Genomic DNA, 4897 nt, shown 5'->3' with positions numbered 1-4897 from the left:
CGAGGAGGTGCCGCTGCTCCGCCGGCGCCTGGAGACCCTCGACAAGGATTTCGGCTTCGACCCCAAGGGCCATAGCGGAAAGGCGCTTCGTCACGCGGTCGCGTCGCTGCCGCGCGACCTCCTGATCAATCTCAGCCTCGATTCGATGCGCGATCTGGTGATGATGGCGATGTCGCTTGCCGACCGCCCACGCCCGGCGCTCCTGCAGGTCAGGAGCATCCTCAAGGGCCACCTCTTCACCTTCGTCTGGCTGCCTCGCGAAGAGCTCACGACCGCGCGCCGGACGGCGATCGCCAGAATGCTCGAGCACGAAATCGGGACCGAGGTCACGAGCTGGTCGGTCGAGCTCGGGGACGGTGACCTCGCGCTCATTCGCTATACCCAATATGTCGACGCCGACGCGCCACTACCGGACGTCCGCAAGCTGGACCTTGCAGTCGTCGAGATGGTGCGCGGCTGGGCGCCTGCTGTCGAGGCGGAACTGGTCGATGCCGTGGGGGCGCCGCGCGCGACCCGCCTCGCTTTGAGCTACATCCCCCATTTCCCGGAAAGCTATCGGTCACGCACCGCGCCGGACGATGCGGCAGCCGACATCCTTCACCTGCGCGACCTTCGCGACGATGCTGACCGCGGGGTGCGCATCTGGAGATCACCGCTCGACCCCGAGGGCCAGCTGCGGCTCAAGACCTATCGCCGGGCCGGCCTGATTGCGTTGTCTGAAGCTGTTCCGGTGATGGAGAATTTCGGCTTCCGGGTGCTCGAGGAACTTCCCACCGCGCTGACCGGCGCCACGCAGGGCTATATCCACGATTTCAGGCTGGAGATCGGAAGCGAAGCGAATCTGCAGTCAATCCTGGACCGCGCTTCCGAGATCGAATCCGCGATCGCCAATGTCCTTTGCGGCGCCGCCGAGGACGACGAGTTCAACCAGCTGGTGCTGTACGCGGGGCTGGAGACGCAGGCCGTCGTCTGGCTTCGCGCCTGGTTCCGCTACTTGCGCCAGACTGGCGTCGCCTATGGCCTCGTCACCATCGTCGACGCGCTTCGACGGGCCCCGGATGCCGCCAAGGCGCTGATCGGCATCTTCCAGTCCGCGCATGACCCGGCGCTGACGAAGGGAAAGGCGGGACTCGACAAGTCTCGGGATGCTTTCGACCGCGCCCTCGGTCGTGTGGGCTCGATTGACGACGACCGCATCCTGCGGCGTCTTCGCGCGCTGGTCGAGGCGATCTTGCGCACCAACGCCTTCGCTCCCGCCGCCGCGGAGGCATTAGCCTTCAAGGTCGACTCCGCGCTGGTACCGGGCCTGCCCGCGCCGGTCCCTTGGCGCGAAATCTGGGTATACAGCCCGCGCGTCGAGGGCGTTCACCTGCGTGGCGGCCCGATCGCCCGCGGCGGCATCCGCTGGTCGGACCGGCGCGACGATTTCCGCACCGAGATCCTGGGACTGATGAAGGCCCAGCTCGTGAAGAATGCGGTCATTGTGCCGACCGGTGCCAAGGGCGGCTTTTATCCCAAGCACTTGCCGGCCGCGTCGAACCGGGACGCATGGCTCGCCGAAGGCACCGAGAGCTACCGAATCTTCATCCGGTCGCTACTTTCGGTCACCGACAATCTGGTCAACGACAAGGTGGTGCACCCCGCCGGAGTCGTGATCCGCGACGGGGACGACCCCTATTTCGTCGTTGCCGCCGACAAGGGCACCGCGGCCTTCTCCGACATTGCCAACGCCATCGCGCTGGAGCGCAATTTCTGGCTTGGCGACGCCTTCGCCAGCGGCGGTTCCAACGGCTACGACCACAAGGCCATGGGGATCACGGCGAAGGGCGCCTGGATCTCCGTTCAGCGGCACTTCCTCGAAATGGGAGTCGACGTCCAGTCCGACCCATTCACGGTCTCCGGCTGCGGCGACATGTCAGGCGACGTGTTCGGTAACGGGATGCTTCTGAGCGAAGCGATCGAGCTCGTCGCGGCGTTCGACCACCGCCACATCTTCATCGATCCTACCCCCGACCCGAAAGTGAGCTTTGCCGAGCGCAAGCGGCTGTTCGAGCTGCCGCGCTCGAGTTGGGACGATTACGACCGCAAGCTGTTGTCGAAGGGCGGCGGCATTTATCCCCGGACCCAGAAGGCGATCGATCTCAGCCCCGAGGCGCGTCACGCGCTCGGCATCGATGCCGCGACGGTGGATCCGGCAACTCTGATGAATGCCATTCTCAAGAGCCCCGTCGACCTCCTCTGGTTCGGCGGCATCGGCACTTACATCAAGGGATCCGGCCAGACCCAGGCGGAAGTCGGCGATCCTTCGAATGACGCCGTGCGGGCAGACGGCGCCGAGGTCCGGGCGAAAGTCATCGGTGAAGGGGCCAATCTCGCGATCACGCAGGAAGGCCGGATCGAGTTCGCCGAGAAGGGCGGTCGGATTAACACCGACTTCATCGACAATTCGGCCGGCGTCGATTGCTCGGACAACGAGGTCAACATCAAGATTCCGCTCAACCGCGAGATGCGCGAGGGCCGACTGACCGAAGCCCGGCGGAACGCGCTATTGGCGCGAATGACGGACGATGTCGCCGATCTCGTGCTCGAAGACAATCGGCTGCAGAGCCTTGCTCTGTCGATCGCGCAAAGCGGGGGCGCGAAGGCCCTCCCCGGCCACGTCCGGACCATCGAAATCCTCGAGGCGACCGGCCGGCTGGACCGCAAGGTCGAAGGCCTCGAGTCCAGCGAGGAGATGCTTCGCCGACAGCAGGATAATCGCGGCCTTACTCGTCCCGAGCTTGCCGTCGTCCTGTCCATCTCCAAGATCGTGCTCCAGAACGCCGCGGAGACGCTTCACCTCTCGAAGGAGCGGCTAATGGAGCCGCAGCTGTTTGCGGCTTTCCCCAAGCCGATGGTCAAGGCGCACGCCGATGCGATCCGCAATCATCGCCTCCGTGACGAGATCCTCGGGACCAAGGTTGCCAACCGGCTCGTCAATCGCCTTGGGCCTGAGGCCGCGTTCGACCTCACCGAGGAGGAAGGCGCCTCCCTGCAGCAGGTGATTGCCGCTTTTCTGGTCGCTGAGCGCCTGCTCGATCTCGACAAGTTGTGGGACCAGATGGAACAGGCGTCGTTGCCGGAAACGGTGCGCGTCGAATTGTTCTCGATCGCATCGCGGACAGTGCGGTCCCATCTGTCCGACATTCTTCGTTCTGTCGCCGGCGAGACCGGCATCGGCACGATGTGCGACCTGCTCGAGGCGGGTGTCCGCAAGATTGCGGCCGCTGCGACGAAGCTCATCCGTTCCGAAGTGCGCAATGAAGCGGCAGCGAGGCGCGATCGCCTGGTTTCGCTGGGCGCCAGCGACGATATCGTGCGCGGGCTGGTGCGGCTGTTCGAGCTCGATGGCGTATTTGCGATCGCGGCCCTCGCCGCTCGCCGCAACCTCGAGGAGCTGGCGCTGACCAGCGCTTACACCCGCCTCGGGGAGGCACTCGGCCTCGACTGGGCGCAGCAGCAGGTCGCGCGCTTCGCTCCGGTCGACGAATGGGAGCGGCTGCTGACCGCGGGGCTTGCCCGCGACTTCGAGCAGCTGCGCATCGAGTTCCTATCGCGGATCAGGGCGGAGGACCCCGCCAAGGCGGTGGACAGCTGGATCGAGACACAACAGGCGCGCATCGACCAGTTCCGTGCGCTGATCTCGCGCGCCCGCAGTGAAGGCCAGGTCAGCGCCCCAATGCTCGCCCAGATTGCAAGCCAGGCACGAATCCTGCTCGCGCGCTAGGCCGCGCGCCGCTTACACCGCCACGCGCGCAGCGAACAGCCACTGCCGGATCGCGGATGTGAGGTTGGGCGGGCTTGGCGCATCTAGGCGAGCAGCGTCGATCTCTGCAACGAGCGCATTGATGGTCAATTCGCGTTGCCGCGCCGCACTCTCCAGCGCCTGCCAGAACATGGGCTCCAGGCTGATCGAGGTCGCGTGCCCGGCGATCAGCACGGATCGCTTGCGCGGCGGCGCGTAGTCCGGCGCGGCCACGATCAGTACATGTGCTGGCCGCCGTTGATCGACAACGTCGAGCCGGTGACGAAGCCCGCATTCTCGTCGCACAGGAAGGCGACTCCCCGAGCGATCTCCTCGGCCTTCCCGAGCCGTCCGACCGGGATTCGGGCGACGATCTTGCCGAGCACTTCCTCCGGCACGGCGGCAACCATGTCGGTATCGATATAGCCGGGAGCGATTGCGTTCACCGTAACGCCGAAGCGCGCCCCTTCCTGGGCCAGCGCCTTCGTGAAGCCGTGGATGCCGGACTTGGCCGCCGCGTAATTGACCTGGCCGTACTGGCCCGCCTGGCCGTTGATCGAGCCGATGTTGACGACCCGACCGTAACCGCGTCCCGTCATTCCGTCGAACACGGCCTTGGCCATGTTGAAGCAACCGCCGAGGTTGGTGTCCATGACCTCCTGCCATTTGGCATGGTCCATCCGCTTCATGGTCGCGTCGCGGGTAATGCCGGCATTGTTCACCAGCACGTCCACTGGCCCGAGGTCCGCTTCCACCTTGCGGACGCCCTCCTGGCACGCGTCGAAGTCCGCCACGTCCCACTTGTATGCCGCAACTCCGGTGCGGTCGGTGAACTGCCGCGCGCGCTCGTCGTTGCCGGCGTAGGTCGCCGCCACTTGCATGCCCATGTCCCTGAGCGCGACGCTGATCGCCTCGCCGATGCCGCGCGTTCCTCCGGTGACGATCGCCACTCGAGCCATAGCCCTCTCCTCTCCCGTTTCGCCGCTTATGTTTGCAGCTGCCACCCTTCAAGCTCGCGGGCGACCAGTTGTTCCAGCATCGCCATGCTCTCGGGTGAATCGTTCAGGCACTCGAGCAGGGCAAAACGATCGCCGCCGGCGCCGAGGAAAGTCT

3 protein-coding genes are annotated in these 4897 nt (G+C 65.6%); 1 reads left to right on the top strand and 2 read right to left on the bottom strand.

Annotated features, from left to right (window positions below; translation table 11 throughout):
* The coding region (locus tag JOZ79_RS08120; RefSeq protein WP_294073022.1) for an NAD-glutamate dehydrogenase domain-containing protein at window positions 1-3766 on the top strand (3766 nt) is incomplete at its 5' end.
* A gap of 12 nt (window positions 3767-3778) precedes the next feature.
* Here the strand turns inward: JOZ79_RS08120 and JOZ79_RS08115 are convergent.
* Window positions 3779-4021: a ribbon-helix-helix domain-containing protein gene (locus JOZ79_RS08115; RefSeq protein WP_294073024.1), complete on the bottom strand. Its 243-nt coding sequence runs from the start codon at window positions 4019-4021 to the stop codon at window positions 3779-3781.
* The gene (gene phbB / locus JOZ79_RS08110; RefSeq protein WP_294073019.1) at window positions 4021-4743 is read right to left on the bottom strand and encodes an acetoacetyl-CoA reductase; all 723 of its coding nucleotides are present in this window, start codon (window positions 4741-4743) and stop codon (window positions 4021-4023) included. The genes JOZ79_RS08115 and phbB overlap by 1 nt, the downstream gene beginning before the upstream one ends.
* Between the last annotated feature and the right edge of the window lie 154 nt (window positions 4744-4897).

Origin of the sequence: Sphingomonas sp. (assembly GCF_019242355.1) — a bacterium.
In the GTDB taxonomy this organism is placed as follows: domain Bacteria; phylum Pseudomonadota; class Alphaproteobacteria; order Sphingomonadales; family Sphingomonadaceae; genus Sphingomicrobium.
The sequence above is the reverse complement of the archived record's forward strand: the minus strand, read 5'-3'. Positions and strand labels throughout refer to the sequence as shown.